The sequence below is a fragment of the Burkholderia sp. MSMB1459WGS genome, from assembly GCF_001534535.1.
Taxonomy (GTDB): Bacteria; Pseudomonadota; Gammaproteobacteria; order Burkholderiales; family Burkholderiaceae; genus Burkholderia.
In genome coordinates, this window is the sequence record NZ_LPMU01000006.1 from 37445 (window position 1) to 64014 (window position 26570).

Below are 26570 nucleotides of genomic sequence, written 5' to 3' on the forward strand. Positions count from 1 at the left end.
AGCGCCACGGGGCCGCGCTCAGCGGCCCTGCATCGCGCGCCGGTACGTATTCGGCGTCGTGCCGTGCGCGTCGCGAAAGCGATGGCTGAAGTGGCCGGCGTTCGCGTAGCCGCAGTCGGCCGCGATCTGCGCGAGCGGCAGCGCCGTCGTGCGCAGCAGCTCGCGGGCCCGAGCGAGCCGTTGCTCGGCCACCCATGCGTGCGGCGCACGGCCGAACGACAGCCGGAACATCCGCGAGAAATGGTATTCGGACAGCGCGGCGACCTCGGCGAGTTCGCCGAGCGTCAGCGGCTGCGTCAGGTACGTGTCGATGTAGTCGCGCACGCGGCGGCGCACGGCCGGCGCGAGCCCGCCGCGGTACGACGTGTCGGTGCGCGTCGTGCTCTGGCCGCGCAGCAGCAGGCTCAGCACGTCATGCGCGGTTTCGTTCGCGCGCAGCCGGTCGTCGGCATCGTCCCAGCCGTCGAGCGCGAGCGAGCGCAGCAGCGCGGCGACGCGCGCATCCTCGAAATAGGTGCGATCGGCCAGCTTCAGTTCGCGCGGTTCGCGGTCGAGCTCGCGGATCGCGCGCTGCGTGAAGTGTTCGGGCAGGAAATACAGGTGGATGAAATGCATTTCGCCGCGCACCCACCAGCGCGATTCATGGTCGCCCGGCAATGCGCACAGCAGGCTCGGCGCGCCGTAGCGCGGCACGCGCTGGCGCTCGGTCCGGTAGCCGCCGTCGAGGTAGCACGACAGCGTGTGGTGACCGGGCTGCTCGTAGATCGTCTCGCTTTCGTCGGTGATCCGCGTCCATTCGGCGATCGCGAGATGGTCGCCGAGCCACGCGAAGCGCTCGAGCGTCGCGTTCGCGTCGGCGAGCGTGCGGCAGACCGACTGCAGGCCGAACGGCAGATCGCCGCCGGCCAGGGCGGCGGCGCGGTCGACGGGCGGGGCGCAGAGGGAGGGACTCATGATGCGCCGAGTATAAGCGGCCGCGCGACCGCGTGTGCGGCGTCCCGAAAAAGACCGCAATTCCGGACAATCGGCACGCGCGGTGCGGCGGCATAGTCGGGATCCCGATTCACCCGATTTCCCGGATTGTCGCCATGAACCTGTCGCTTTATTTCGTCACCGTGCTGATCTGGGGCACTACCTGGATCGCGATCAAGTGGCAACTCGGCTCGGTGCCGCCGCCCGTGTCGATCGCGTGGCGCTTCTGGCTCGCGGCCGCCGTGCTGTTCGCCCTGCTGCGCGTGATGCGCCGACCGGTGCGCCCGCCGCGCGAAGCGTGGCGCTTTCTCGCCGCGCAGGGCTTCGCGCTGTTCTGCCTGAATTTCCTGTGCTTCTACTATGCGGAGCAGGTCGTGCCGAGCGGGCTCGTCGCGGTGATCTTCTCGACTGCGCCGCTGCTGAACTCGATCAACGGCCGGCTGTTCATGGGCCGCCCGCTGCGGCCGTCGGCGATCGCGGGCGCGCTGCTCGGTCTGACCGGCATCGCATGCCTGTTCTGGCAGCAGATGGCCGGCCATCTCGACGATCACGCGACGTGGATCGGGCTCGCGATCGCGTTCGCCGGCACGATGTGTTTCTCGGCGGGCAACCTGCTGTCGAGCCGGATGCAGTCGATGGGGCTGCATCCGCTCGCGACCAACGGCTGGGCGATGCTGATCGGCGCGGCGATCCTGACCGTCGGCAGCGCGGTGGCCGGAATGCCGTTCACGCTCGACATGAGCCCGCGCTATCTCGGCGCGCTCGTGTACCTGGCCGTGCCGGGCTCGGTGATCGGCTTCACCGCCTACCTGACGCTCGTCGGCCGGATCGGGCCGGAGCGCGCCGCGTACTGCACGGTGCTGTTCCCGATCGTCGCGCTGGCCGTGTCGACGGTGTTCGAGGGCTACCAATGGTCGCCGCTCGCGGTGATCGGGCTGCTGCTCGTGGTGGCCGGCAATCTCGTCGCGTTCGATCTCACGCGCCGGTTGTTTCTGCGGACGGCGTGACCGCGCCGGCCATCGCAACGGCCGCCATATAAGAAAACGCCTGCGCGATGCAGGCGTTTTCTTTTTGACGCGACGGCGCCGCGACTTTCGCAACTGGCCGCCGTGGGGCGAGCGACGTGATCAAGCCGCCGCGCCGCTTCCCGCCACACGGGCCTGCCGCTGATACAGCACCATCGAGAGCGTGACGCCCGCGGCGGCGGCCACCGCCGCGAACAGGAACACCTGCGGATAGCCGAACGCGCCCGCGACATAGCCGGCGAGCGGGCCGGTGATGCCGAGCGACAGGTCGAGGAACACCGAATACGCGGACAGCGCCGCGCCGCGGCTCGCGGGCGGCACGAGTGCGACGGCCTCGACGCCGAGCGCCGGGAAGATCAGCGCGAAGCCGAAGCCCGTCAGTGCCGCGCCGACGAGCGCGACGTGCGGCACCGGCGCGAGCCACAGCAGCACGAGGCCCGCGCATTCGAACGCGAACGACACGATCGCGACGCGGAAGCCGCCGTGGGTCTTGATCGTGTTCGCGAACAGCAGGCGCGCGCCGATGAACAGCGTGCCGAACACGGTCAGCGACAGCGCGGCGTTCGGCCAGTGGCGCGCCGCGTAGTACAGCGTGACGAACGTCGCGATCGAGCCGAAGCCGGCCGAGCCGAGCGCGAGGCCGAGGCCGTGCGGCAGCACGCGCGTGAACACGCTCGCATACGACATCCGTTCGCCGTGCACGAGCGGCACGGCAGCGATCAGGCGGGCGAGGTAGAAGCCGAGCGCGGCCAGCGCGATCACGATCACGCCGATCAGCGCCGGATTCAGCGTATGGGCGATCGCGACGCCGACCGGCGCGCCGAGCGCGAGCGCGCCGTAGGTCGCGATGCCGTTCCACGAGATCACCTTCGCGTTGTGCGCGACGCCGACCCGGCCGATGCCCCACAGGATCGCGCCGGTGCCGCACAGGCTTTCGCCGACGCCGAGCACGAGCCGGCTCGCGATCAGCAGCACGAGGCTCGCGACCGGCCAGTGTGCGAGCAGCAGCGCGACGAGCAGCAGCACGCCCGACACGCCGCAGCCGACCAGCCCGCGCAGCACCGTCTGCTTCGGCCCCAGCGTATCGGCGAGGCGCCCGGCGAGCGGCCGCGACGCGAGCGTCGCGAAATACTGGACGCTGATCGCGCCGCCCGCGACGATCGCGGAAAAGCCGAGGTCGTCGTGGACGAAGCCCGGCAGCACCGCGAGCGGCAGGCCGATGGTCAGGTAGCAGATGAACGTGAAGCAGACGACGGACACGATTTGCAGCGTGACCGCGAACCCGCTGTGCGGCGGTGTGGCGGAATCGGTTGACATGGGGTCGGAACGAATGACGAATCGAACGGAAAACGGCGGAGAAGGGAATCGGGATTTTCCCATGGAACCGGTTTTCACGCAGGTACCGTTTAGTTAACCGGGCCGCCGTTCGCGAAGACGACCGGCGGTCGCGGGCGCCGGGAACGGCAGAGCGCACGGTGCGGCAAAAGGCGCGGGCGGCCGGGCGCGCATATCGCGGCAGTTATATGAGCCGCATGCGCGATGGACTATGGGTTGCGGAATTTGACGGTGATAGCGTTCAAACTGTCGGAAAAACGTCGGTCGAGCGCTCCGCGCAGGCCGCCTTGCCCCCAATTTGAAGAAACACCGAGACATGAGTGAGCCGATTCGCTTCTACCATCGTCACGCGATCCGCGAAGTGAGCGGCGCGGACGTGACCCGCACCGTGCTGCAATACCTGCGCGAGGACGCGCATTGCACCGGCACCAAGGAAGGCTGCGCGGAAGGCGACTGCGGCGCGTGCACGGTCGTCGTCGGCGAACTGACCGACGCCGGCGCGGTCGAGTTCAAGGCCGTCAACGCGTGCATCCAGTTCTTGCCGACGCTCGACGGCAAGGCGCTCCTGACGGTCGAGGACCTGCGCCGGCCGGACGGCGCATTGCATCCGGTGCAGCAGGCGATGGTCGATTGCCACGGTTCGCAATGCGGGTTCTGCACGCCCGGCTTCGTGATGTCGATGTGGGCGCTGTACGAGAAGCACGGCCACGAAGGCTGCGGCAATGCGTGCGCGAAGGCGAAGGACGTGCCGACGCGCACCGAGATCGCCGATGCGCTGACGGGCAACCTGTGCCGCTGCACCGGTTATCGCCCGATCGTCGATGCGGCGGTGCGGATGTTCGATGCGGCCGGCGAAGCCTCGCCGGCGCCGTCGGCGGTGGTCGACACGGCGGCGCTTGCCCGCACGCTCGCATCGCTCAAGCGCGACGACACGTTCGACTACACGACGGCCAACGGCGCGCGCTTTGCCGCGCCGCGCACGCTCGACGCGCTGGCCGCGCTGAAGGCCGAGCGTCCCGACGCGCGCATCCTCGCGGGCAGCACCGACATCGGCCTGTGGGTCACCAAGCAGATGCGCCGCCTCGACGATCTGATCTACGTCGGCCAGATCGCCGAACTGCAGCAGGTCGTGGACGGCGACGACTGGATCGAGATCGGCGCGGGCGTGACGGTCGAGAAGGCCTATGCGGCACTCGCCCGCACCTACCCGGAGCTGACCGAGATGTGGAAGCGCTTCGCGTCGCTGCCGATCCGCAACGCGGGCACGATCGGCGGCAACGTCGCGAACGGCTCGCCGATCGGCGATTCGATGCCGGGCCTGATCGCGCTCGGCGCGCGGGTCGTACTGCGCGGCCGCGACACGGTGCGCGAGCTGCCGCTCGAAGCGCTCTACACGGGCTATCAGCAAAAGGACATGGCGCCGCATGAATTCGTCGTCGGCCTGAAGGTGCCGACTCGCATCGGCGCGCGCGCGAAGCTGCAGTTCCGCACCTACAAGCTGTCGAAGCGGTTCGACTCCGACATCTCGGCCGTGTGCGCGGCGTTCGCGTTCATCGCGGACGGCGACACGATCCGCGAGCCGCGCGTCGCGTTCGGCGGGATGGCGGCGACGCCGAAGCGCGCCACGCATACGGAAGCCGTGCTCGACGGCGCACAGTGGCACGAAGCCACCGCGCAGGCCGCGATGCAGGCGCTCGAGCGCGACTACCAGCCGCTGTCCGACATGCGCGCGACGAGCACGTATCGCCTCGATACCGCGAAGAACCTGATGTTCCGGTTCTGGCTGGAGACGCGTCCGCACGACCCGCTGCCGCCGCAGGCGCTGAACGTGCGCGAAGTAGCCGCCGAAGTTGCCAACGACGCGGCGCGCGTCTGAAGACGGAGAACACCGAACATGAACCAGCAAGCAGAACCGTTCCTCAGCACCGTCGACCCGCAGGCCGACGCCGCGCAAGTGCACGTGTCGCGCGCGCACGAGTCCGCCCACCTGCACGTGAGCGGGCGCGCCACCTACACCGACGACATCCCGCTCGTCGCGGGCACGCTGCACGCGGCGCTCGGGTTGTCGGCGAAGCCGCACGCGAGGATCGTGTCGATGAACTTCGACGCGGTGCGCGCGACGCCGGGCGTGGTCGCCGTGTTCACGGCCGACGACATCCCGGGCGTCAACGATTGCGGGCCGATCATCCACGACGATCCGGTGCTCGCGAAGGGCGTCGTGCAGTTCGTCGGCCAGCCGATGTTCATCGTCGTCGCGACGTCGCACGAAACCGCGCGGCTCGCCGCGCGCCGCGCGCAGGTCGACTACGAGGAGCTGCCCGCGATCCTGACCGCGCAGGAAGCGCGCAAGGCCGAAACCTACGTGATCCCGCCGCTGAAGCTCGCGCGCGGCGACGCAGCCGCGCGGCTCGCCGCCGCGCCGCACCGCGAGTCGGGCGAGATGCTGCTCGGCGGGCAGGAGCAGTTCTACCTGGAAGGGCAGATCGCGTACGCGGTGCCGAAGGACGATGACGGGATGCACGTGTACTGCTCGACGCAGCACCCGAGCGAGATGCAGCACCTCGTCGCGCACGTGCTCGGCGTCGCGTCGCACAACGTGCTGGTCGAATGCCGCCGGATGGGCGGCGGGTTCGGCGGCAAGGAATCGCAGTCGGGCCTGTTCGCGTGCTGCGCGGCGCTTGCCGCGTGGAAGCTGCTGTGCCCGGTGAAGCTGCGTCCGGACCGCGACGACGACATGATGATCACCGGCAAGCGGCACGATTTCCATTACCGCTTCGACGTCGGCTACGACGACGACGGCCGCATCGACGGCGTCGCGCTCGACATGACGTCGCGCTGCGGCTTCTCGGCCGACCTGTCGGGCCCGGTGATGACGCGCGCGGTGTGCCACTTCGACAACGCGTACTGGCTTGGCGACGTCGACATCGCCGGCTACTGCGGCAAGACCAACACGCAGTCGAACACCGCGTTCCGCGGCTTCGGCGGCCCGCAGGGCGCGTTCGCGATCGAATACATCCTCGACGACATCGCGCGCTCGCTCGGCCGCGATCCGCTCGACGTGCGCTACGCGAACCTGTACGGCAAGACCGAACGCAACGTGACGCCTTACGGGCAGACGGTCGAGGACAACGTCCTGCACGAGCTGCTCGGCGAACTCGAGACGACGAGCGACTACCGTGCGCGGCGCGCGGGCGTGCGCGCGTTCAACGCGCGCAACCCGGTGCTGAAGAAGGGCATCGCGCTCACGCCGGTGAAGTTCGGCATCGCGTTCAACGTCACGCACTTCAACCAGGCCGGCGCGCTGGTGCACATCTACACCGACGGCTCGGTGCTCGTGAACCACGGCGGCACGGAAATGGGGCAGGGGCTCAACACGAAGGTCGCGCAGGTGGTCGCGCACGAGCTCGGCATCCGCTTCGGCCGGATCCGCGTGACGGCGACCGATACGAGCAAGGTCGCGAACACGTCCGCGACCGCCGCGTCGACGGGCTCGGACCTGAACGGCAAGGCCGCGCAGGATGCGGCGCGCCAGTTGCGCGAGCGGCTCGCGGCGTTCGCGGCGAAGCAGTTCGGCGACGGCACGGTCGATGCGGCCGACGTGAAGTTCGGCAACGACTTCGTGTGGATCGGCGGCGCGAGCGTGCCGTTCGGCGAAGTGATCGCGAAGGCCTACCTCGCGCGCGTGCAGCTGTGGTCCGACGGCTTCTACGCGACGCCGAAGCTGCACTGGGATCAGTCGAAACTGCAGGGCCGCCCGTTCTACTACTACTCGTACGGCGCGGCCGTGTCGGAAGTCGTGATCGACACGCTGACGGGCGAGATGCGCACGCTGCGCGTCGATGCGCTGCACGACGTGGGCGCGTCGCTGAACCCGGCGCTCGACATCGGCCAGGTCGAAGGCGCGTTCATCCAGGGGATGGGGTGGCTGACGACCGAGGAGCTGTGGTGGAACCAGGGCGGCAAGCTGATGACGCATGCGCCGTCCACGTACAAGATCCCGACGGTGAACGACACGCCGCCCGAGTTCAACGTGCGGCTGTTCCAGAACCGCAACGTCGAGGACAGCATCCACCGCTCGAAGGCCGTCGGCGAGCCGCCGCTGCTGCTGCCGTTCTCGGTGTTCTTCGCGGTGCGCGACGCGATCGCGGCAGTCGGCGATTACCAGGTGAATCCGCCGCTCGACGCGCCGGCCACCGGCGAGTCGATCCTGCACGCGATCGGCGCGGTGCGTGCGGCCCGCGCGGGCCAGGCAGGCTGACATGAAACGCTCTTTGCGCGCGCTTCGTACGTTGCCCGCTCACGGCGGCACGGCCCGGCGGTGGCTGGCATGAACGGGCCGGCCCAGCCGTCGCGCGCCGCGTCGACCCCGGCGTTCGCGCAAGGCACCGGCCAGCGCAACCGCGCGACCGGCGCGCCGGCGCCGATGCACATCGTGCTGTTCGGCGCCGGGCACGTCGGCCACGCGCTCGTCACGCTGCTCGGCGCGCTGCCGTGCGTCGTGCAGTGGGTCGACACGCGCGACGAGCTGTTCCCGGACGAATGTCCGCCGAACGTGCAGCCGGAGCCGACCGACACGCCGGAGGCCGTCGTCGACGCGGCGCCGCCCGGTGCGTACTTCCTCGTGATGACGCACAACCACGCGCTCGACTTCTCGCTCGCCGCGCAGATCATGCGGCGGCGCGACTACGCGTACTTCGGGATGATCGGCTCGCGCACCAAGCGCGTGAAGTTCGAGCGCCGGCTCGTTGCGCGCGGCGTCGACCCGGCGCGGCTCGTCGAGATGGTGTGTCCGATCGGTGTCGCCGGCATCGTCGACAAGGCGCCGGGCGCGATCGCGGTGGCCGTCTGCGCGGAGCTGCTGCAGGCACGCTCGGGCATGCGGGTGGCCGATGCGAAGGCGGCGGTGGCCGGGCGCGCACGCGAAGACGTGTCCTGCGCGCGGTAAAACGCCGATGTCGCGCGGCCGGCGCACGGCCGCGCGTTTTTGCATACACTGCACGACGACGCGCGGCAGCGGGCCGTGCTTCACCTCACCGTGCACACCCATGTCCGATCACTCCGTCTATCTCGACGCGCTCGATGCGAGCCTCGTCGCCATCGAGCGCTGGCTGTCCGGCGTCGATACCGCGCCGGCGGCGCTCGATGCGCTGCTCGCGGCGTTTGCCGCCGATTTCACGATGACTCTGACCGACGGCCGCGTGGTCGACCGTGACGGCACGCGCGCGCTGTTCGCGAAGCTGGCCGGCGCGAAGCCGGGGCTGCGCATCACGCTGTCGGAGATCCGCGTGCTCGCGGCCGACGCATCGCATGCGGTGATTGCCTATCTCGAAGCGCAGCACGCGGCGGCGGGCGAGTTGCCCGCGCGCCGTGCGACCGCCGTGTTCGCGCGCGACGCGGCGGGCGTCGTGCGCTGGACCCATCTGCAGGAAACCTTCTGCACGGCCTGAGCGGCCGCGCTGTCGAACGGTCGCGCGGCGCGCCGGCCGCGCGTCAGCGCTTGCGCGTGCGGGCGACCGTCAGCTCGTCGGATACGCTCTGCATCAGCGCGCACAGCCACGCGATGTCGGTCGGCCGATCGGGCTGCGGATGCGTGAGCAGGTAGCTCTTGATACGCGGGAACGGCACGGGCGGCGCGACGACGACGAGCGGCAGCAGTTGCGCATAGTGCGTCGCGAAGCGGCGCGTCGTCGTGAAGATCAGGTCCGACTGCAGCAGCACCTGCGGCACGATCCCGAAGTACGGCAGCGTCGTCACGATGCGTCGCGTGAGGCGTGCGCGCGCCAGGCCGATCTCGATCGCGTTGCGCTTGTCGCCGGTGTACGGGGTGGGCGCGACGTGCGCGGCCGACGCATAAGCGTCGCGCGTGAGCGGCACGCGGGCGAGCGGATGCGCGTCGCGCATCAGGCACACGATCGTGTCGGAGAACAGATCCTGGCGCGCGAACTGCGGGTCGGGCTTCGGCCAGTTGCCGATCACGAGATCGAGCGCGCCCGATTCGAGCGCACCCGCGTGGTCGAGCGCGGGATTCAGCGAATCGATCTCCAGATGGGCATGCGGCGCCGCGTCGCGAAAGCGCTCGATCAGCGTCGGCATGAAGAAATCGTTCAGGTAGTCGGGCGCGGCGACGCGGAACGTGCGCCGCGCGGACGACGGATCGAAGTCGCCGTGCGGCGTCGCGATGAAATCGACCTCGCGCAGCGCGCGCGATGCGGCGTCGAGCAGCGACGCGCCGTATTCGGTCGGCACCATGCCGGATTTGCCGCGCACGAGGATCGGGTCGTTCAGCGTCTCGCGCAGCTTGCGCAGCGCGGTGCTGATCGCGGGCTGGGTCTGGTTCAGCCGCAGCGCGGCCTGCGTGACGCTGCGCTCGAGCAGCAGCGTGCGCAACACGCGCACGAGCCAGATGTCGAGCGAGGCGGTACGGTCGTCGTCTTCCATCGATTGGGGGTGATTCCGGTGACGCGTAACCTTACCGCAGCCGCGCGTTGCCGTGCGTGATACCGGCCATCACGCGCGGCCCTTCGGCAGCGTGCTGATCCGCTTGACCTCGCGCGATTCGAGCCAGTTCGGCGTGCGCGCGCAGTACAGCACCATCGGCAGCGCGTCCTCGCCCCAGAACAGCTGCTTGTTCATCCAGAAGGTGGGCACGCCGAACACGCCGAGCGAGATCGCGTCGGCCGTGTTGCGGGTCAGTTGTGCAGCAGTTTCCTCGAATTCGATCAGCTCGTCGCCGTGGCCGACGCCGACGCGTTCGCACAGCGCCGCGAAGCCTTCCGGCGTCGACGGATCGTTCCCTTCGCGCCAGATGAAGCGAAACATTTCCAGCACCGTCACGATATCGGCGCGCAGCGCGATCGCGAGGCGCAGGACCTTGTCGGAATCGAACGGATGCGCGGGCGGCATCTTGAAGCGGATGCCGAGCTGTTCCGCGCGAAACAGCGCATGCCGGTACGTGAACACGCGTTTGGCCGGCACGTCGGCGCTCGGGCGTTGGCCCCAGTGGCGCTGCAGGTCGGGCAGCGAGACGGCGACCGGGTTGAACGGCACGTCCGGCCATTTGTCGTGCTGTTCGAGCAGCAGATACGAGAACGGCGACACGAAGTCGAAGAACCAGGCGGGTTGGGCGGTGTCGAGGCCGGTTGTCATGTCGTTCTCCAGAAGGTGGGGCGTGCGGCGCCTGGCGGCGGCCTCCATGTTACGCGGCGGCGCGCGCATGCAGCAATGATCGCGGATCGTTCGCTTACGCGGAACCGGGAGTCGCCCGGGGGGCGTCGCCGGCCGGCGGCGGGTCGGTTTCCGTGCGTGCCGGCGGATTGCCGGCGCCGGGCGGGGCCGCCGGCGCATCCTGGTCGTGCGCGGTGAGCCGTTCGCGCACGAAGCCGATGTGCTCGCGCAGCACGTAGAACTGCCCCGCGTACGCGAGCGGCATCTTCATCCGGTTCACCGCTTCCTCGATGTCGTCGAGCTCGTCGAGCAGCTTGACGCGCTCCTCGGCCGTATGTTCGCCGAGCGCGCTGCGCTCGAGCGCGATCAGCGCGCCGTACCAGCGGTAGATGCGCGAGCGCACGCGCCAGCCGTACAGCGACGGCACGAGCCGCAACCCGGGAATCAGCACGACGATCAGCGGCACGACCACCACCAGCAGCCGGTCGACGAGGCTCGCGACCCAGAACGGCAGCCGTCGGTACAGGAAGGTCTTGCCCGACTTGTAGTAGCGGGCGGCATCGTCGGACAGCGGGAAGCCGCGCGTGACGGACGACGGGAATTCGCCTGCGTGCTGCAGGATCGTCGCGTGACCGTGCACTTCGCGCGCCGCCTCGATCAGCAGGTCGGACAGCGCGGGGTGCAGCGAGTCGCGCGCGACGAGTTCGATCGTCGGCGCGACCGTGTGGATGTCGGCGGGCGGCAGGTTGCGGCCGAGATCGTAGACGCCCATCGGCAGCGTGATCGCGGTCAGGTACGGAAAGCGCCGCGCATACGCGTCGGCCTGCGTGAACGAGTAGACGTGCACGCCCGGCGCGCGGAACAGCTTCGCCATCACCGGGATCTGCGTCGAGTCGCCCGACAGGAACGCGGCGTCGATCTTGCCGTCGAGCAGCGCGGTCGCGGCGTCCTCGCCGGCCGTCGGCAGGAGCTCGGTCGGGCCGCCCGGCACGATGCCGTTCATCTTCAGCAGCGCGAGGCTCAGTTCGCGCGCGCCGCTGCCTTGCGCGCCGAGCGCGAGCCGCTTGCCCTTGAAGTCGGACAGGCGCCCGACGACCGGGCCGCGGTACATGATCGCGAGCGGCACGTAGCCGATGCTGCCGAGCGACACGAGATGCTCGTCGCGCTCCTTCGGGCCGATGCCGCTCTGCACGAAGCCGACGTCGACCGGCGCGTTCGGGTTCGACAGCCGCGCGAGGTTCTGCGCGGAACCTTCGGACGATTGAACGTCGAGCGTGACGCCGTTTTTCGCGAGGATCGTCTTGTATTTCTGGGCGGCGTTCCAGTAGGTGCTGCCGGGCGGCCCGGACGAAATCACGAGCGTGGACGGCGGCGCCGGCTGGATCAGCTTGACCGCGAGCCAGACGGCCGCGCCGGCGAGCAGCACGGTCGGGCCGATCGACAGCGCGAGGTCGCGCCACGAGACGGCGACGAAGCGGGCGAGGATACGGCGCGGCGGGCGAGGGCGGGCTGGCTTCATGGGATCGGCGGATGACGCTGGCGTGACGCATCGGTGACGGTCGTCACCGGATGACACGGATGCTCGCGGCGATGGTACCCGGTTTCGCCGTGCATGCGCGAGTCGCGGCGGGATTGCACGGCGGCGCGGCGACAGCGGCGCGCGCCGTCGCGTCAAAAGCTTTGCGCTTCCGCGGGCGCTGGATTACATTGTGCGACGCAGCCGCGCCCGAATCGCGCGCGACCCGGCACGTCATCAGACCGGGCGCGTCCGGCCGGCGGCTGTCCGGCCCGGCCGGCCCGCTTTCGCGTGCGCCGGCCGCCGGCCCGTGACGCCTCTCTCGTATCGCCGTGGAAAACACCGGCTGTCCCGCCCGTTCGCGCGCGGGCCGGCTGTTTTTGGGGGTATCCGGCCGTACTGTGCACGGCCGTTCCGGAGTGATAAGGAGATAGCATGAAGTCGATCGTGTTGAGAGCGTTGGGTGTCGCCGCCGTGGCGGCCTGTCTGTCGGGCAGCGTGTATGCGCAGTCGAGCGATGCAGCGGCAACGGAAGCGCCGTCGGCCGCGGCGAGCGCGCCGAAGGCCGCCGCGAAAACCGCGAAGAAGGCGAACCGCAAGCTCGGCTACGCGGTGCGCAAGGCCATTACGAAGGCAGGCGGCATCGACGTGGCGAACCTCGTCGTGCGTTCGAAGGGCGGCGCGATCTCGCTGGAGGGCACGGTGCCCGACCAGGCACAGATCGACAAGGCGGAAGCGGCAGCCAAGAGCGTGAAGGGCGTGACGTCGGTCACGAACAAGCTGACGGTTCAGCAGCAGTAACGCCGGGCGGCGGCGCGCGAGCGCCGCGTGCGCCCGTTTCCAGGCGGGCCCCGGCATGCCGGGGCCCGTTTGCGCTTCAGACACCGAACGCCGTGCGCGGCGCGGCGGCGGACCGATAACGATATCGAGGGGGCGGCGATGACGAAGCTCGGGTGGGGCAGGCGGGTGGTGTGTGGGGCGGCGCTGGCCGCGGTCGCGATGCTCGGCGCCTGCAACGGCGACGAGTCGGCCGAGCGCAACCGGTTGCCCGGCTTCGTGTCCGGCAGCGTGCGCACGACGGCCTACGACGGCGCGAGCGACGACCTGCTGACGGCCGGCCTCGGCAAGACGGGCCTCGCCGCGGCGAGTGCGCCCGGCTTCGCGAACCCGTCGCGGCCGACGAGCGCCGAATTGCGTCGCCTCGCCATCTGGTCGAACTACCGCGCGCTCGTCGACATGAGCGCGAACGGCGGCTACGGCCGCTTCTGGGGGCCGAACGTCGACCTCGACGGCAACGATACGCTCGGCGAAGGCAAGATCCCCGGCACCGAATATCTCGCGTATGCCGACGACGGCAGCGGCGCGAAGAACGTGACGCTGCTCGTGCAGGTGCCCGCGAGCTTCGATCCCGCGCGGCCGTGCATCGTCACCGCGACGTCGTCCGGCTCGCGCGGCGTGTACGGCGCGATTTCCGCGGCCGGCGAGTGGGCGCTCAAGCGCGGCTGCGCGGTGGCCTACAACGACAAGGGCGGCGGCAACGGCGCGCACGAGCTCGGTTCCGACACCGTCACGCTGATCGACGGCACGCTCGCCAACGCGGTGCTGGCCGGCACCGCGAGCCTGTTCACCGCGAACGTGACGAGCGGCGATCTCGCCGCGTTCAACAGCCGCTTCCCGAACCGCTATGCGTTCAAGCACGCGCATTCGCAGCAGAATCCCGAGCAGGACTGGGGGCGCGTGACGCTGCAGTCGGTCGAGTTCGCGTACTGGGCGCTCAACGAGCAGTTCGGACCGCTGATCGACGGCGCGCGTCACGGCGTGCGCTATCGCGCGGGCGACATCACGACGATCGCCGCGTCGGTCAGCAACGGCGGCGGCGCCTCGCTCGCGGCGGCCGAGCAGGACGACCGCGGCTGGATTACCGCGGTCGTGGTCGGCGAGCCGCAGATCAACGTGCGGATGGCGCCGAATGCGGTCGTTCGCGCGGGCGGCCAGCCGGTGCCGTCGTTCGGCCGGCCGCTGGCCGATTACGCGACGCTCGCGAACCTGCTGGAACCGTGCGCGGCCGCATCGGCGTCGCTGGCCGGCGCGCCGTACCTGAGCGCGCTGCCGGCCGCGACCACGCAGTCGATCCGCGCGCAGCGCTGCGCGACGCTCGCCGCGGCCGGGCTGGTGGCGGGCGCCGACACGCAGAGCCAGGCGGCCGACGCGCTCGCGCAGCTCCATGCGGCCGGCTATCTGGCAGATTCCGACCTGCTGCAGGCGTCGATGTGGGATTCGCAGGCGATTCCCGCGATCGCGGTCACCTATGCGAACGCGTACACGCGCTCGCGCGTGACCGACAACCTGTGCAACTTCAGCTTCGCGACGACGAACCCGGCGACCGGCGCGGTCGCGGCGCCCGCCGCGTCGCCGATGCCGGCCGTGTTCGGCGCCGGCAACGGCGTACCGCCGACGGCCGGCATCAATCTCGTGTTCAACAACGGCGCGGGCGTCGACCACCGGCTCGCGACGCCCGACGCGAGCTTCGCGGGCGCGCTGTGCCTGCGCCAGCTGTGGACGAACGGGATGCTCGGCATGCCCGCGAACGTCGACGCGGTGCGCGTGAACGCGAACCTGCACGGCAAGCCGGCGATCATCGTGCAGGGCCGCAGCGACGCGCTCGTTCCCGTGAACCACGCGTCGCGCGCGTACGTCGCGCAGAACGGCATCAGCGAAGCCGGGCGCAGCCAGCTGGTGTTCTACGAAGTGACGAACGGCCAGCACTTCGACGCATTCCTGTCGGTTCCGGGCTTCGACACGCGCTTCGTGCCGGTTCACTACTACAACGTGCAGGCGCTGAACCTGATGTGGAAGCACCTGAAGAACGGCGCGCCGCTGCCGCCGTCGCAGGTGATCCGCACGGTGCCGCGCGGCGGCACGCCGGGCGCCGCACCCGCGCTGACGAGCGCGAACCTGCCGCCGATCTCGGCCGCGCCGGGCGCGAACGCGATCTCCGCCGGCGTCGGCACGATCGACGTGCCGCTCTGACGGCGGCCGTCGCGCCGCCTCCGAAGAAGCCGGACAGCCGTCCGGCTTTTTTTACGTCGCCTGGAATCGGTCCCGTACTGCCTTTTATCCGAATGGCGAGCGCCGTAACAAATTATTACTTTACGGCCATAAATCCGGAACCTATTATGCGCCGGTATTTTCACTTAATTTAATAAATTCCAGATACGAGAATATTCCTTTCCTTTTAGTTAATCGATCCTTTCGATTTTATTCAGTCGGCTCGCGTCGCGATTGATCGCCGTTTCGCGATTAATCGGTATCGCGCCGACCGGGATCGTTCGTCTGTTCGAAGTGAAGGCGCGTTGCCGGGCGGGCTTCGCAGGGCGTCCTTTGGACGTCGATTTCGTGCGCATGCGAATTCGCGAAATGCATTCGTATTGCTGCAAACCGTTGAATTGCCGTTCGCAATGGAATTGATTCCATTGTGCGGTTGCAAAAAACGTGGGTGGGGTAAATCGTGCCGATCGGTATTCGCCGATCCGGTAAAAAACTCGGAGTGCGTCGCATAACGAATGCATTCCCGGTGCGGAGCGCCGGCGCAAATGATCCTTTGCGGCCGGCGGTATTTATCGTTCTGTTCGAGAGGCAATAATGACGACACGCAAGTCCTTGAAAGACGGTTTCGCGCTATTTGGAACGACCCTGAGCGTACCGCTCGCCGCGGCAGCGGCCGCGGCGCTGCTCGTCACGGGGTGCGGCGGCGACGACGGGCCGAGCCCGAGTGCGGCGGCCGCCACCGCGGCCGCGACGTCCAGCGGCAGCACGTCGGCCAGCACCGACGCAACGGCCGCCGCCGCGGCCGACCAGCCGTACGTCGACACCGACGTGTACGGCACCGGGCCGAACGACGCGGTCACGGATTCGACCGAAGGCGCGGCAGTCGTGCACCGCCAGGTGACGATCGGCGGCAAGACGATCAAGTACACGGCCACCACGGGCCACCTGACGACGATCGATCCGATCACGTCGGCGCCGAACGCGAAGATGTTCTACGTCGCGTACACGCAGGACAATCCGGACCCGTCGAAGCCGCGCCCGGTCACGTTCTTCTACAACGGCGGCCCCGGTTCGTCGTCGGTCTACCTGCTGCTCGGCTCGTACGGGCCGAAGCGCCTGCAGTCGTCGTTCCCGAACTTCACCCCGCCCGCGCCGTACAAGCTGCTCGACAACCCGGACAGCCTGCTCGACCGCACCGACCTCGTGTTCATCAACCCGGTCGGCACCGGTTACTCGACGGCGATCGCGCCGGCGAAGAACAAGGACTTCTGGGGCACCGACCAGGACGCGCGCTCGATCGACCGCTTCATCCAGCGCTACCTGACCAAGTACTCGCGCTGGAATTCGCCGAAGTTCCTGTACGGCGAGTCGTACGGCACCGCGCGCAGCGCGGTCGTGTCGTGGGTGCTGCACGAGGACGGCATCGACCTGAACGGGATCACGCTGCAGTCGTCGATCCTCGACTACGCGAACGCGCTGTCCGCGCCGGGCACGTTCCCGACGCTCGCGGCCGACGCGTTCTACTGGAAGAAGACGACGCTCAACCCGACGCCGACCGATCTCGACGCGTACATGGTTCAGGCCCGCAACTACGCGGACAACACGCTCGCGCCGCTCGCGCAGAAGCCGAACCCGCAGGACGGCGGCTTCGTGAACGTGCGGCTGAACCTGAACCTGCAGACCGCGCAGCAGATGGGCGCGTACATCGGCACGGACCCGACGTCGCTGATCCAGACCTTCGGCAACCCGGCCGCGCTCGGCAACGTGCCGTCGTCGGACGACAACCCGCCGTACACGTTCTTCCTGACGCTCGTGCCGGGCACGCAGATCGGCCAGTACGACGGTCGCGCGAACTTCACGGGCAAGGGCATCGCGCCGTACATCCTGCCGAACTCGGGCAGCAACGATCCGTCGATCACGAACGTCGGCGGCGCATACACGGTGCTGTGGAACAGCTACATCAACACCGACCTCAAGTACACGTCGACGTCGTCGTTCGTGGACCTGAACGACCAGGTCTTCAACAACTGGGACTTCAGCCACACGGACCCGACCGGCGCGAACAAGGGCGGCGGCAATACGCTGTACACGGCCGGCGACCTGGCGTCGACGATGAGCGTGAACCCGGACCTGAAGGTGCTGTCGGCGAACGGCTATTTCGACGCCGTCACGCCGTTCCACCAGACGGAGCTGACGCTCGCGCAGATGCCGCTCGATCCGACGCTCAAGGCGCAGAACCTGACGATCAAGAACTACCCGTCGGGTCACATGATCTACCTGAACGACGCATCGCGGACCGCGTTGAAGGGCGATCTCGCCAACTTCTACGACGGCATCCTCGCGAATCGCACCGCGCTGCAGCGCGTGCTGAAGCTGCAGGCGCGCACGCAGCAGATGAAGCAGCAGAAACTGCAGCAGCAGGGGCAGTAAGCGGCGTGGGGCGGCGCGCGCCGCCCCGGATGGACGACAGCCCGATCGGCGCAGGCCGGTCGGGCTGTTTTTCTTGTGCAGCGAGCGCTGGGCCGGCGCGTCATGCGCCGGACGGGAAAAGGGTGTAACCGCGGAGGAAAGGGCGGCCTCGCCGCTTACGCCAGCACGAGCCGCACGCCGACCGCGACCAGCGTCGCGGCGAGCAGGTTGCGCAGCAGCCGCTCGGGCGCGCGCGCCGACAGCAGGCTGCCGAGCACGATGCCGGGCAGCGAACCGAGCAGCAGCGACAGCAGCATCGACCAGTCGACCGAGCCGAGCAGCCAGTGGCCCATGCCCGCGACCAGCGTGAGCGGCACCGCATGCGCGATGTCGGAACCGACGATGCGGGTCGTCGCGAGCAGCGGATACAGCAGCAGGAGCACGGTCACGCCGATTGCGCCGGCGCCGACCGACGTCATCGACACGAGCACGCCGAGCACGGCGCCCGTCAGCACGGTCGACCACAGCGTGCGCGCGGGGCTCGGCGCGAGCGGGTTGCGTGCGGCGAATGCCGTGAGCTGCGGGCGGAAGATCAACGCGAGCGACGTGAGCAGCAGCGCAACGCCGAGCACGAGCTGGATCATCCGTGCGGTGCCCGGCGTGTTCATCCCGTGCGTGTGCAGCCACCACAGCGTGAGCGCCGCGGCCGGCACGCTGCCGGCCGCGAGCCGGCCCGTGATGCGCCAGTCGATCGAGCCTTTCAGGCCGTGGACGAGCGTACCGGTGGCCTTGGTCGCGGCCGCGTACAGCAGGTCGGTGCCGACCGCCGTCGCGGGGTGGACGCCGAACAGCAGCACGAGAATCGGCGTCATCAACGAACCGCCGCCGACGCCCGTCAGGCCGACGAGGATGCCGACGAACAGGCCGGACAGGGAGTACAGCAGATCGATATGGGGAAGCGACATCGGAAGCAGGCGGTTATGCGGCGTTCGGCGGCGGCGCGCGGCCGGGGCGCGCGCATCAAAGTCCGCCATTGTCGCAAAAGTGACGCGTCAACGTACGACTGGGTTAAAAATCGGCCGCGAGGGGGCGCGCGGCGACGGCCGGCGGGCGTGAAACGGGCGTTTGAGCAGGGGCTGAGAGGCGTCGTCGGCCTGAAAGGCAGGGCGAACCGGGCGTGTACGCCGCGCGTCCGGTGCGCACAAAAAAGGGCGCGATGCTGCACGCCCTGACTCGAGGTCGGTTCCCGTCCGGCTGCCGACGGTCAGTGCATCGCGGGTCCTGCGCCTTCGACCGAGCGTTGCGGCCGGATCCGCAGCGCGAAACCGATCAGCGCGGCCACGGTCGCAAACGCCGCGCCGAACGCGAATGCCGCGTGGTAGCCGGCGTTCAGCGCGTCGAGCGGCGCGGCTTGCGCCGTCGCGAGCGCGTCGGTGCGGGCGCCGGCGAGACTCGCGAGGACCGCGAGCCCGAGCGCGCCGCCCATCATGAACGCGGTGTTGACGATGCCCGACGCGAGCCCGGAATCGGCCGGGTCGACGTCGTTCATCGCGGCGAGCAGCACCGGATTGAACGCGACGCCCGCGCCGATGCCGAGCAGCGTCATGCCGGGCAGCACGTGCCACACGAAAGCGCCGTCGACCGGCGCGCGCGAGAACAGCGCGAGGCCGCACGCCGCGATCAGCAGGCCGGCGGCGATCGGGCCGCGGATCCCGAAGCGCATCACGATGCGCGCCGACAGCCCGAGCGAGAACGCGGCCATGATCAGGTTCGCCGGCAGGAACGCGAGGCCGACCTGCAGCGGCCCGTAGCCGAGCACGCGCTGCATGTACAGCGCCGACAGGAAGAACCACGCGAACATCGCGGCTGCCCACAGCACGGCAATCGCGTTCGCGAGCGCGACGTTGCGTGCGGCGAACAGCGTGAGCGGCATCAACGGATGCGCGGCGCGCGACTCGATCGCGATGAACAGCACGAGCAGCACGACGGCCGCGCCGATCAGCGCGACGGTTTGCGTCGACAGCCAGCCGGCCTCGTTGCCGCCGACGATGCCGTAGACGGCCAGCATCAGCGACGCGGTCACGGTGATCGCGCCGGCGACGTCGAGCCGTGCGGTGCCCGCCGGCGCACGCGTGCGCGGCAGCAGCGCGACGCACATCGCGTAGACGGCGACGCCGATCGGCAGGTTGACGAGGAAGATCCAGTGCCACGACAGCGAGCTCGTCAGCAGCCCGCCGAGCAGGACGCCGATGCTGCCGCCGCCCGCACACACGAAGCCGTAGACGCCCATCGCGCGTGCGCGTTCGCCGGGTTCCGTGAAGAGGTTCATGATCAGCGACAGCGAGACGGCCGACACGACCGCGCCGCCGAACCCCTGCACCGCGCGCGCGGCGATCAGCATCGCCTGCGATTGCGCGAGGCCGCACGCGAGCGACGCGAGCGTGAACACGACGAGGCCCGCGAGGAACATGCGCCGCTGGCCGTACAGGTCGCCGAGCCGGCCGCCGAGCAGCAGGCAGCCGCCGAACGTCAGCAGGTATGCGTTGACGACCCATACGAGGGCCGTTTCGGTGAAGTGGAGATCGGTGCTGATCGACGGCAGCGCAACGTTTACGATCGTGCTGTCGAGCACGATCATCAGCACGCCGAGACAGAGCACGATCAGCGCGTACCAGCGCTTCTCGCCGTGAATCCCGTGGGTCATGGGCCTGCAGCCTTCCGATAGTTATTTGAAAGGATGCATTGTAGATGCCGGCGGCGCGGGCTTCCTGCCGGTTTGTGGCAGGAGCGTCGCGTAGTGGCGCGCGTGCTGCGGGATGAGCCGTTACGATCGAGCCGGCAGTTCGCAGCCGTCGGGGCCGCAGGCGGCCGCGTCGTCGCCGGCGGGTTCGACGATGCCGTCGCGCCACGCCTGATCGAGCGCCCGCGCGAACGCGTCGGCCGGCTGCGCGCCTGACACCGCGTAGCGGCCGCCGAACACGAACAGCGGCACGCCGCGCCCGCCGATTCGTGCGGCGCGCGCGATGTCGGCTTCGACTTCGTCGCGATACGCGTCGCTGCGGAGCACGGCTTCGACGGCCGAGCGCTCGAGTCCGGCTTCGACCGCAAGCTCGGTCAGCACGGCATGATCGAACAGCGAGCCGTGCTCGCAGAAATAGGCGCGGTAGAGCCGCTCGGTCAGTGCGTGCGCGCGGCCCGACGCTTGCGCGAGCTTCACGAGCCGGTGGCCGTCGAGCGTGTCGCCGACGAGCGTGCCGGGCAGGTCGTAGCGCAGCCCGACGCTCGCGGCCGCATCGGTCACCTGGCGCAGCATCTGGTCGACCTGCGCGGGCGCCATCCGGTATTTGCCGGCCAGCATCGCCTCGACCGGCTCGACGGGTTGGCCGGGCATCAGCCGGTACGCGCGCAGCGCGACGTCGACGCGGTCGGCGTGCGCGAACGCGGCCAGCGCCTCGTCGAAGCGGCGCTTGCCGATCCAGCACCACGGACAGATCAGGTCGGACCAGATTTCGACGGTCAGGGTCGGGCGGGCAGTCGGGGCGGGAGCGGTCGTCATGGGCGGTCCGGGCGGCAAAAAATGTAACCGAGACTATATCACTTTATGTTTCGACGCTTCGTCGCTCGCGGAACCGTGTGGCACGGTGCGAAAGGGCGCGCGCCCGCGTGTCGCGAAGCAGGGGCGTGGAACCGCCGGCCCGGTACCGACGCCGGGCTACCGCGATGGTGCCCGCCGCGTCGCGCTCACGCGTCGCCCTGCGTTTCCTTCAGGTGCTTGAGGTGCTTGTAGACCGTCGCGCGCCCCATCCCGAGCACGTTCGCGACGTAGTTCGCCGCGCTCTTGCCGCGGAACGCGCCTTCCGCGTACAGCGCCTCGACGAGCTCGCGCCGGTGCTCGCGCGTGAGACCGTTCAGCCCGACCTGCCGCTCGCGCAGCCAGCCGTGCAGGAACGTGTTGATGCGCTCCTGCCAGTCGTCGCGGAACAACTCGTCGGGCTGCGCGACGACGCCCGCGCCCTTGATGAACAGATCGAGCGTCGCGCGCACTTCGTCGAACACCGCGATGTTGAAGTTGATGCACATCATCCCGGCCGGCCGGCCTTCGTCGTCGAACAGCACGTTGCTGACGCAGCGCATCCGCCGGCCGTCCCAGTTCAGCTTCTCGTACGGGCCGATCACGCGCTCGCGCGCCGAATGATCGATTTCCTCGAGCGCGGAATCGTCGCCGACCTCGCGCTTGGACAGGTTGTTCGCGAGATACAGCACGGTCTGGTCGTGCAGGTCGTGGATCACGACTTCCGCGTACGGGAAGAACAGTGCGGCGATGCCGTCGGCGATCGGCGCATAGCGGGTGAGCAGCAGGTCTTTGACGGGAGATTTCTTCTTGCGCATCGGTGTCGCGATCTCGGGTGGGCGGGAGCCGGGCAGCGTGTCGGGCCGGCGAGCCGGCGCACCGTCGGCCGGCATGCCCGTGCGCCCGCGCGCGGCCGCCGCGGCGGTTGCGCCATTGTATCGGCCCCGCGTGCGCATGCCGTTCATGCGCGCGTCAGATGCGTGTACAGCGCATGTGCGATCGCGATGTCCTCGAGCCCGAGGCCGATCGAGCGGAACAACGCATGACGCGTGCGCGACGGCGCCGCGCAGGTGCCGGCGACGAGCGCGGGCAGGTCGCCGACGATCCGGCCGGCATCCCAGCCGTGCTCGGCCGCCGCGATCTGCATCTCGCCGGCGCTCGCGGGCGTCGTGTACCGGTAGTCGCAGTAGACGTCCATGTCCGGCAGCCACGCGGGCGGGATTTCGTGTGCGCGCGCGACGTTCGTGCTGATCGACGTGACGAGCGCGGGGCGGGTGAGCATCCCGTCGCCAAGCACGGGCGTGCCCGACGACGTGCACAGCATCACCACGTCCGCGTCGCGCACGCAGGCCTCGACGCTCGCCGCCGCGCGTGCGCGCGGGTCGAGCGCGGCGAGGGCCGCTTGCTGCGCCGCATCGCCGGCCAGCGCGGGCGAATACGCGCGGATCGTGTCCCAATCGCGCAGCGGCGCCGTGTGCCTGAGGTGAGCGAGGCCGACCGCGCCCGTGCCGACGATCGCGAGATGACGCGCGTCGCGCGGCGCGAGGCAGTCGACCGCGAGCGCCGTCGTGCCGGCCGTGCGCTCGACGGTCAAGAGCCCCGCGTCGCACCACATCAGCGGCTGGCCGGTCTGCATCGACATCAGCGCGGTCCATGCGGTGACGATCGGTCTCCCGTCGGGCTTGCCGCCCGTCACGATGTACGGCGACAGCTTCGCGCCGAATACCTGCGCATCGGCGAGCGCGCCGAGATACGTGATGAAGTCGCCGGCCTGATCGGGAAACAGCGTGAGCGTCTGCGGCGGCTGCACTGCGCGCGCCGCGGCGAGCGACGCGAACATGCGGCGCAGCGTGCCGAGCACGTCGAGCGACGGCAGCGCCGCGCGCACTGCGGCTTCGTCGACGATCAGCGGCGGGGTGGGGACGGTTTGCGTCATCGGACATCTCCGGTTCGGGCTGGACAGAAAGTCTCGAAAGACGGCGTCCGGCAGGGTTCGTGATAGACGAAAAGTCTAATATAGACAAACAAAATCGGGAGAATTTTTCTTTTCGAGACGCTGCGTCATTGCTGGATTCATGGAAAACACCATGGAATCAAAGGCGTTGGAAGCAGGCTACGAAATTTCGACGTCGAGAAATTGGCGCGACATTCTCGTATCCCCTATAGTCTATAGTAGACTTTAAGTCTATATTTCGCATGTGGGATCCGACACGCCGCCAGGCGGCTGCGTGCCTCGGATGCCGCGCTGGCGCCCGGTCGAGGGCGTCGCACGACCGATCTCCAGCCTCAATCCAGAACAGAAGGACCGTCATGAACCGGAAACTTTCCCTCTGCGCCGCTGCGGCGCTCGCGTGCGCGGCCGTCACGGCCCATGCGGAACAGGCCACGCTGCGCTTCGGGATCGAAGCTGCCTATCCGCCGTTCGAGAGCAAGACGCCGGCCGGTCAGTTGCAGGGTTTCGACGTCGACATCGGCAACGCGGTGTGCGCGAAGCTGAACATGAAATGCGTGTGGGTCGAGAATGCGTTCGACGGGCTGATCCCGGCGCTGCAGGCGCGCAAGTTCGACGCGATCAACTCGGCGATGAACATCACCGCGAAGCGCAAGCAAAGCATCGACTTCACACCGGCGATCTACGTGGTGCCGATCGTGATGGTGGCGAAGCACGGTTCGCCGCTGAAGCCCGACGTCGCGAGCCTGCGCGGCAAGCACGTCGGCGTGCTGCAGGGCTCGTCGCAGGAGGATTTCCTGAAGGCGCACTGGGCCGATGCGGGCGTGGCCGTCGTGTCGTACCCGGATCAGGATCAGATCTACGCCGATCTCGTCGCGGGGCGTCTCGATGCGGCCGTGCAGGAAGCGCAAACCGCGCAGGACGGGTTCCTCGACAAGCCGGCCGGTCGCGACTACCGGATCGTCGGCGAGCCGTTGAAGGATCCGGCGACGCTCGGCGAAGGCACCGGCTTCGGGATGCGCAAGAACGACAAGGCGCTGCAGGCGAAGATCGTCGGCGCGCTCGACGCGCTGAAGCAGGACGGCACGCTGAGCGCGCTGTCGCGGAAGTATTTCAAGCGCGACATCATCGCGAAGTAAGCGCCGCCGCGCGCCGGCCGCGGGGCTGGCGCACGGCGCCTCCCATCTCGACGCAGTGCGGGGAACCATGGATTTCGACGTCATCGTTCTGGGGGCCGGCATCGTTGGCGTGTCGTCGGCGTTGCATCTGCAGGATCGCGGCCTGCGCGTCGCGCTCGTCGACCGGCGCGCGCCCGGCGAGGAAACCAGCCACGGCAATGCGGGGCTGATCGAGCGCTCGTCGGTCGTGCCGTATGCGTTTCCGCGCCGGCTCGGCACGCTGCTGCGCTACGCGCGCAACCGTTCGGTCGATCTCTATTGGGACTACAAGGCGCTGCCCGAGTACGCCGGCTGGCTCGCGCGCTTCTGGCGCGAATCGTCGCCGCAGCGGCTCGCGGCCGCCGCGCGCGACCTGCTGCCGCTCGTCGCGGCGAGCGTCGTCGAGCACGATGCGCTGCTCGCGCGCACCGACGCGCAGCCGCTCGTGCACGACGGCGGATGGATCGAGGCGTTTCGTTCGCCCGCGCTGTTCGACGCGGAAGCGCGCGCCCAGCAGCGCGTGGCCGACGCGCACGGGCTGCGGATGACCGTGCTCGACGCGCGTGCGTTGCGCGCGCGCGAGCCCGGTATCGGCGACGCCTTCTGCGGCGCCTTTCACTGGCAGGACCCGAAGACGGTGTCGAGCCCGGGCGGGCTGACCAAGGCCTATGCGCGGTTGTTCGAGCGCGACGGCGGCACGTTCGTGCGCGGCGACGCGACGACGCTCGCGCAGGTGGATGACGGCTGGCAGGTCGGGTCCGAGCACGGGCCGATCTCGGCGCGCTCGGCCGTGGTCGCGCTCGGGCCGTGGTCGGATCGGGTGTTCGCGCCGCTCGGCTACCGGATTCCGCTGCGCGCGAAGCGCGGCTATCACATGCATTACCTGCCGACCCGCACGCTGCTGAACGTGCCCGTGTGCGATACCGAGGAGGGCTTCGTCGTCGCGCCGATGGAGGGCGGCCGCCTGCGGCTCACGACCGGCGTCGAGATCGCGCCGCGCGACGCGCCGCCGACCGGCGTGCAACTCTCACGCGCCGAACCGCTGGCGCGCGACGCGTTCGGCATCGGCGAGCGGCTCGATCCGGAGCCCTGGCTCGGGATGCGGCCGTGCACGCCCGACATGCGTCCGGTGATCGGGCCCGCGCCGCGCCACCGCCATTTGTGGTTCGCGTTCGGCCACTGCCATCATGGGCTCACGCTCGGGCCCGCGACCGGTCGTCTGCTCGCCGAAATGATGACGGGCGCGCCGACCTATATCGATCCCCGTCCGTACCGGCCCGCACGCTTCGGTTGAACCCGCGGTGCGCAGATGCGGATTCGGCCACCGGCATGCGCCGGTGGCAACGCGTGTCGTTCACAGTTTTTCATTTTGCCGTCCGGATTGTCGAAATCCACGCAATCGGAAATGATCTGCGTAATCGATAGGAAAGAAAATCGCGCGATAAAAGAAAATCAGCAAATTCGCGATTTATCAATGCATTTTCATATTGCTGAAATGCGTAATGGGCAGCCAGTTCCGACGGTATAGGCTCCATCGCGGCCGCGCGTTCAGGCGTTACGCGGAATGTACCGGAACACGTTACCGTAGGGCTCGCAAACGTTACGTTACATCCGCGCTCCGGAGGCCTTTTCATCAGACGATTGAGTCTCTGCAACCCACCAATTTCACCTGAAATCGATTTAAAAATCATTATTGCCGATAAGTAGGCAGACGAAACGGCCGATTTTTGGAATTGGCACGCTTCGTGCAATCCGTCCCCATGCTTTGTCAACGTAGTGCCAACCGAGATGGGGAAAAAACAAAGATGGGACAGAACTTCAAATTGACGGGTGTGGCGCTGTCGGTCGCGACGGTGTTCGGCGTACTGGCTTCGGGTTCCGCGATGGCGGGAGCCCTCGATGCGCTGCCAATCCCGCAAGTGATCGTCAATCCGCCGACGAACAGCGTGTCGGTCGGGCTGGCCGCGACGGGCACGTCGCCGCTGGGCTCGGTGACCCTGACGGCGGGCGGGTCCGGCGCGATCCAGACGTCGCTGGGGGAGCCGGGGCAAGTGTTGTCGGGCGCCGTGGGGGCGGTGACGGGCGCACTCGGCGGTGGCGGCGGCACGGTGCAGCCGCTCGCGCCGGTACAGGGCGTGGTGAATCAGGTGACGGGCGCGCTCGGCGGCGGCAACCCGGCGGGGGCGTTGACTGGTGCGCTGAATGCGGCGACGGGGACGCTGAGCAATACGGCTGGCACGGTGACGGGCGCACTGGGTAATGTCGGTGGCGGCGCGAATCCGCTGGCGCCGGTTCAGGGCGTGGTGAATCAAGTGACGGGTGCCTTGAGCGGCGGCAACCCGGCCGGTGCGTTGACCGGTGCGCTGAACACGGCAACCGGCACGCTGAGCAATGCGCTCGGTACGGCAACGGGCGCACTGGG

At 69.0% G+C, this 26570-nt stretch carries 20 protein-coding genes and 1 pseudogene; 11 read left to right on the plus strand and 10 right to left on the minus strand.

The genetic code is table 11. The annotated features are described in order from the left end of the window. Positions 1 to 18: 18 nt before the first annotated feature. The gene (locus WT97_RS02755) at positions 19 to 954 is read right to left on the minus strand and encodes an AraC family transcriptional regulator (protein ID WP_059501092.1); all 936 of its coding nucleotides are present in this window, start codon (positions 952 to 954) and stop codon (positions 19 to 21) included. Positions 955 to 1088: 134 nt separating this feature from the next. Here WT97_RS02755 and WT97_RS02760 point away from each other — a divergent pair, with 134 nt between their 5' ends. Further along, the gene (locus tag WT97_RS02760) at positions 1089 to 1979 is read left to right on the plus strand and encodes a DMT family transporter (RefSeq protein ID WP_059501093.1); all 891 of its coding nucleotides are present in this window, start codon (positions 1089 to 1091) and stop codon (positions 1977 to 1979) included. A 120-nt stretch (positions 1980 to 2099) separates the two neighbouring features. On the opposite strand, the gene WT97_RS02765 is transcribed toward WT97_RS02760, so the two are convergent. Continuing rightward, a complete protein-coding gene (locus WT97_RS02765) occupies positions 2100 to 3314 on the minus strand; it encodes an MFS transporter (RefSeq protein WP_060352765.1) in 1215 nt (404 codons plus the stop codon). A 334-nt stretch (positions 3315 to 3648) separates the two neighbouring features. Here WT97_RS02765 and xdhA point away from each other — a divergent pair, with 334 nt between their 5' ends. The 4 genes from xdhA to WT97_RS02785 all read left to right on the plus strand — a co-directional run bounded on the left by xdhA (position 3649) and on the right by WT97_RS02785 (position 8779). Then, positions 3649 to 5208, plus strand: coding sequence for a xanthine dehydrogenase small subunit (xdhA, locus tag WT97_RS02770; RefSeq protein WP_060352766.1), 1560 nt, complete (start codon positions 3649 to 3651; stop codon positions 5206 to 5208). Between the two features lie 18 nt (positions 5209 to 5226). Further along, a complete protein-coding gene (gene xdhB, locus WT97_RS02775; protein ID WP_060352767.1) occupies positions 5227 to 7590 on the plus strand; it encodes a xanthine dehydrogenase molybdopterin binding subunit in 2364 nt (787 codons plus the stop codon). A gap of 69 nt (positions 7591 to 7659) precedes the next feature. Then, a complete protein-coding gene (gene xdhC / locus WT97_RS02780) occupies positions 7660 to 8277 on the plus strand; it encodes a xanthine dehydrogenase accessory protein XdhC (RefSeq protein WP_059791705.1) in 618 nt (205 codons plus the stop codon). Positions 8278 to 8377: 100 nt separating this feature from the next. After that, a complete protein-coding gene (locus WT97_RS02785) occupies positions 8378 to 8779 on the plus strand; it encodes a nuclear transport factor 2 family protein (protein WP_060352768.1) in 402 nt (133 codons plus the stop codon). 43 nt (positions 8780 to 8822) lie between these two features. On the opposite strand, the gene WT97_RS02790 is transcribed toward WT97_RS02785, so the two are convergent. The 3 genes from WT97_RS02790 to WT97_RS02800 all read right to left on the minus strand — a co-directional run bounded on the left by WT97_RS02790 (position 8823) and on the right by WT97_RS02800 (position 12015). Next, positions 8823 to 9770, minus strand: a complete 948-nt coding sequence (locus WT97_RS02790) for a LysR family transcriptional regulator (RefSeq protein ID WP_034206550.1) — start codon at positions 9768 to 9770, stop codon at positions 8823 to 8825. A gap of 69 nt (positions 9771 to 9839) precedes the next feature. Further along, positions 9840 to 10478 carry a 2-hydroxychromene-2-carboxylate isomerase gene (locus WT97_RS02795; protein WP_059501124.1) on the minus strand — a complete coding sequence of 213 codons (639 nt, stop codon included), beginning with the start codon at positions 10476 to 10478 and terminating at the stop codon, positions 9840 to 9842. A gap of 94 nt (positions 10479 to 10572) precedes the next feature. Beyond that, a complete protein-coding gene (locus tag WT97_RS02800; protein WP_059501099.1) occupies positions 10573 to 12015 on the minus strand; it encodes a TAXI family TRAP transporter solute-binding subunit in 1443 nt (480 codons plus the stop codon). Positions 12016 to 12447: 432 nt separating this feature from the next. On the opposite strand from WT97_RS02800, the gene WT97_RS02810 reads away from it, so the two are divergent. The 3 genes from WT97_RS02810 to WT97_RS02820 all read left to right on the plus strand — a co-directional run bounded on the left by WT97_RS02810 (position 12448) and on the right by WT97_RS02820 (position 17490). Continuing rightward, on the plus strand, positions 12448 to 12813 hold the full coding sequence (locus tag WT97_RS02810; RefSeq protein WP_059501100.1) for a BON domain-containing protein: 366 nt from the start codon (positions 12448 to 12450) through the stop codon (positions 12811 to 12813). A gap of 138 nt (positions 12814 to 12951) precedes the next feature. Then, a complete protein-coding gene (locus WT97_RS02815; RefSeq protein ID WP_060352769.1) occupies positions 12952 to 15042 on the plus strand; it encodes a D-(-)-3-hydroxybutyrate oligomer hydrolase in 2091 nt (696 codons plus the stop codon). A gap of 612 nt (positions 15043 to 15654) precedes the next feature. Continuing rightward, the gene (locus WT97_RS02820; protein WP_059501102.1) at positions 15655 to 17490 is read left to right on the plus strand and encodes a S10 family peptidase; all 1836 of its coding nucleotides are present in this window, start codon (positions 15655 to 15657) and stop codon (positions 17488 to 17490) included. Between the two features lie 155 nt (positions 17491 to 17645). Here the strand turns inward: WT97_RS02820 and WT97_RS02825 are convergent, their stop codons facing one another. The 5 genes from WT97_RS02825 to WT97_RS02845 all read right to left on the minus strand — a co-directional run bounded on the left by WT97_RS02825 (position 17646) and on the right by WT97_RS02845 (position 22976). Further along, positions 17646 to 18434 (minus strand): sulfite exporter TauE/SafE family protein, encoded by a 789-nt coding sequence (locus WT97_RS02825; RefSeq protein WP_043205476.1) that lies wholly within the window; start codon positions 18432 to 18434, stop codon positions 17646 to 17648. Between the two features lie 299 nt (positions 18435 to 18733). Then, complete coding sequence (locus WT97_RS02830) at positions 18734 to 20173, minus strand: DHA2 family efflux MFS transporter permease subunit (protein WP_059791694.1); 1440 nt, start codon at positions 20171 to 20173, stop codon at positions 18734 to 18736. Positions 20174 to 20293: 120 nt separating this feature from the next. Continuing rightward, positions 20294 to 21025 carry a DsbA family oxidoreductase gene (locus WT97_RS02835; RefSeq protein ID WP_059791692.1) on the minus strand — a complete coding sequence of 244 codons (732 nt, stop codon included), beginning with the start codon at positions 21023 to 21025 and terminating at the stop codon, positions 20294 to 20296. Positions 21026 to 21210: 185 nt separating this feature from the next. Beyond that, entirely contained in the window at positions 21211 to 22005 is a 795-nt protein-coding gene (locus tag WT97_RS02840) for a transcriptional regulator (RefSeq protein WP_059501105.1), read from the minus strand. Continuing rightward, entirely contained in the window at positions 22002 to 22976 is a 975-nt protein-coding gene (locus WT97_RS02845) for an ornithine cyclodeaminase family protein (protein ID WP_059791690.1), read from the minus strand. Before WT97_RS02845 ends, WT97_RS02840 begins: the two co-directional genes overlap by 4 nt. Before the next feature lie 374 nt (positions 22977 to 23350). On the opposite strand from WT97_RS02845, the gene WT97_RS02850 reads away from it, so the two are divergent. The 3 genes and pseudogenes from WT97_RS02850 to WT97_RS33955 all read left to right on the plus strand — a co-directional run. Continuing rightward, the gene (locus tag WT97_RS02850) at positions 23351 to 24130 is read left to right on the plus strand and encodes an ABC transporter substrate-binding protein (RefSeq protein WP_059501107.1); all 780 of its coding nucleotides are present in this window, start codon (positions 23351 to 23353) and stop codon (positions 24128 to 24130) included. A gap of 67 nt (positions 24131 to 24197) precedes the next feature. Beyond that, positions 24198 to 25442: an FAD-binding oxidoreductase gene (locus tag WT97_RS02855; RefSeq protein WP_059791688.1), complete on the plus strand. Its 1245-nt coding sequence runs from the start codon at positions 24198 to 24200 to the stop codon at positions 25440 to 25442. Between the two features lie 511 nt (positions 25443 to 25953). Continuing rightward, a pseudogene (locus WT97_RS33955) lies at positions 25954 to 26570 on the plus strand (hypothetical protein); the annotation flags it as partial.